The organism is Pauljensenia sp. UMB9872, from assembly GCF_030212665.1.
GTDB classification, from domain to species: domain Bacteria; phylum Actinomycetota; class Actinomycetes; order Actinomycetales; family Actinomycetaceae; genus Pauljensenia; species Pauljensenia turicensis_B.
Map to the genome: position 1 here is coordinate 1 of NZ_JASOER010000042.1, position 841 is coordinate 841.

Consider the following 841-nt stretch of genomic DNA (forward strand, 5'->3'; position numbering starts at 1 on the left):
TCTGGCAAAACCGCCAGCTAGAGCAGTTCTATCCGGTGATCTTCCTTGACGCGATGCGCGTCAAGATACGCGACGGCAACCGTGTGGTTAACAAAGCCTGCTACATGGCTGTAGGCGTAGACATGGACGGCATCAAACACATTCTGGGACTGTGGATTGCTGACAATGAAGGAGCCGCATTTTGGGCGTCAGTCTGCGCTGATTTGGCTAACCGAGGTGTTGAGGATGTGTTCATTGTCTGCTGTGATGGTCTTAAAGGCCTACCTGAAGCGGTAGAGGCGACTTGGCCAAGCTCGATGGTGCAAACCTGTATTGTCCACTTGATCCGAGCTGCGAACCGGTGGGTGTCCTACCAAGACCGCAAACCTGTCTCGAGCGCGCTACGTAAGGTCTACACCGCGTCGAATGAGGAAACCGCGCGTGCCGCACTCGATGCTTTCGAAGCCTGTGAACTCGGGCAGAAATACCCGCAGTCAGTCAAGGTCTGGCGTGATGCGTGGGAGCGGTTCATACCGTTCCTGCAGTTCCCGCCAGCAGCACGCAAGGTGCTCTACACCACCAACTCGATCGAGTCGCTCAACGCTGAACTACGTAAAGCCACTCGCAACAGGGGCCAATTCCCTAACGACAGGGCCGCGCTGAAAACATTGTGGCTAATGATTTGCAACATCGAAGACAAACGCGCTGCCCAACGCGCGAAGAAAGCCAAGCGCGATATTGAATGCAACGGCTATATTGAAGGAGCGAAAGCCAACGGCTGGAAACAAGCCATCAACCAACTAACTGTGGCATACCCCAACCGATTCGCTCAGTATTTATAAACCAAGCCCCCACACACAAA

General features: G+C 54.1%; 1 protein-coding gene. It reads left to right on the forward strand.

Annotated features, from left to right (window positions below; translation table 11 throughout):
• A partial coding sequence (locus QP109_RS09215) for an IS256 family transposase (RefSeq protein ID WP_285024436.1) occupies positions 1 to 821 on the forward strand: 821 nt, incomplete at its 5' end.
• Positions 822 to 841 lie beyond the last annotated feature (20 nt).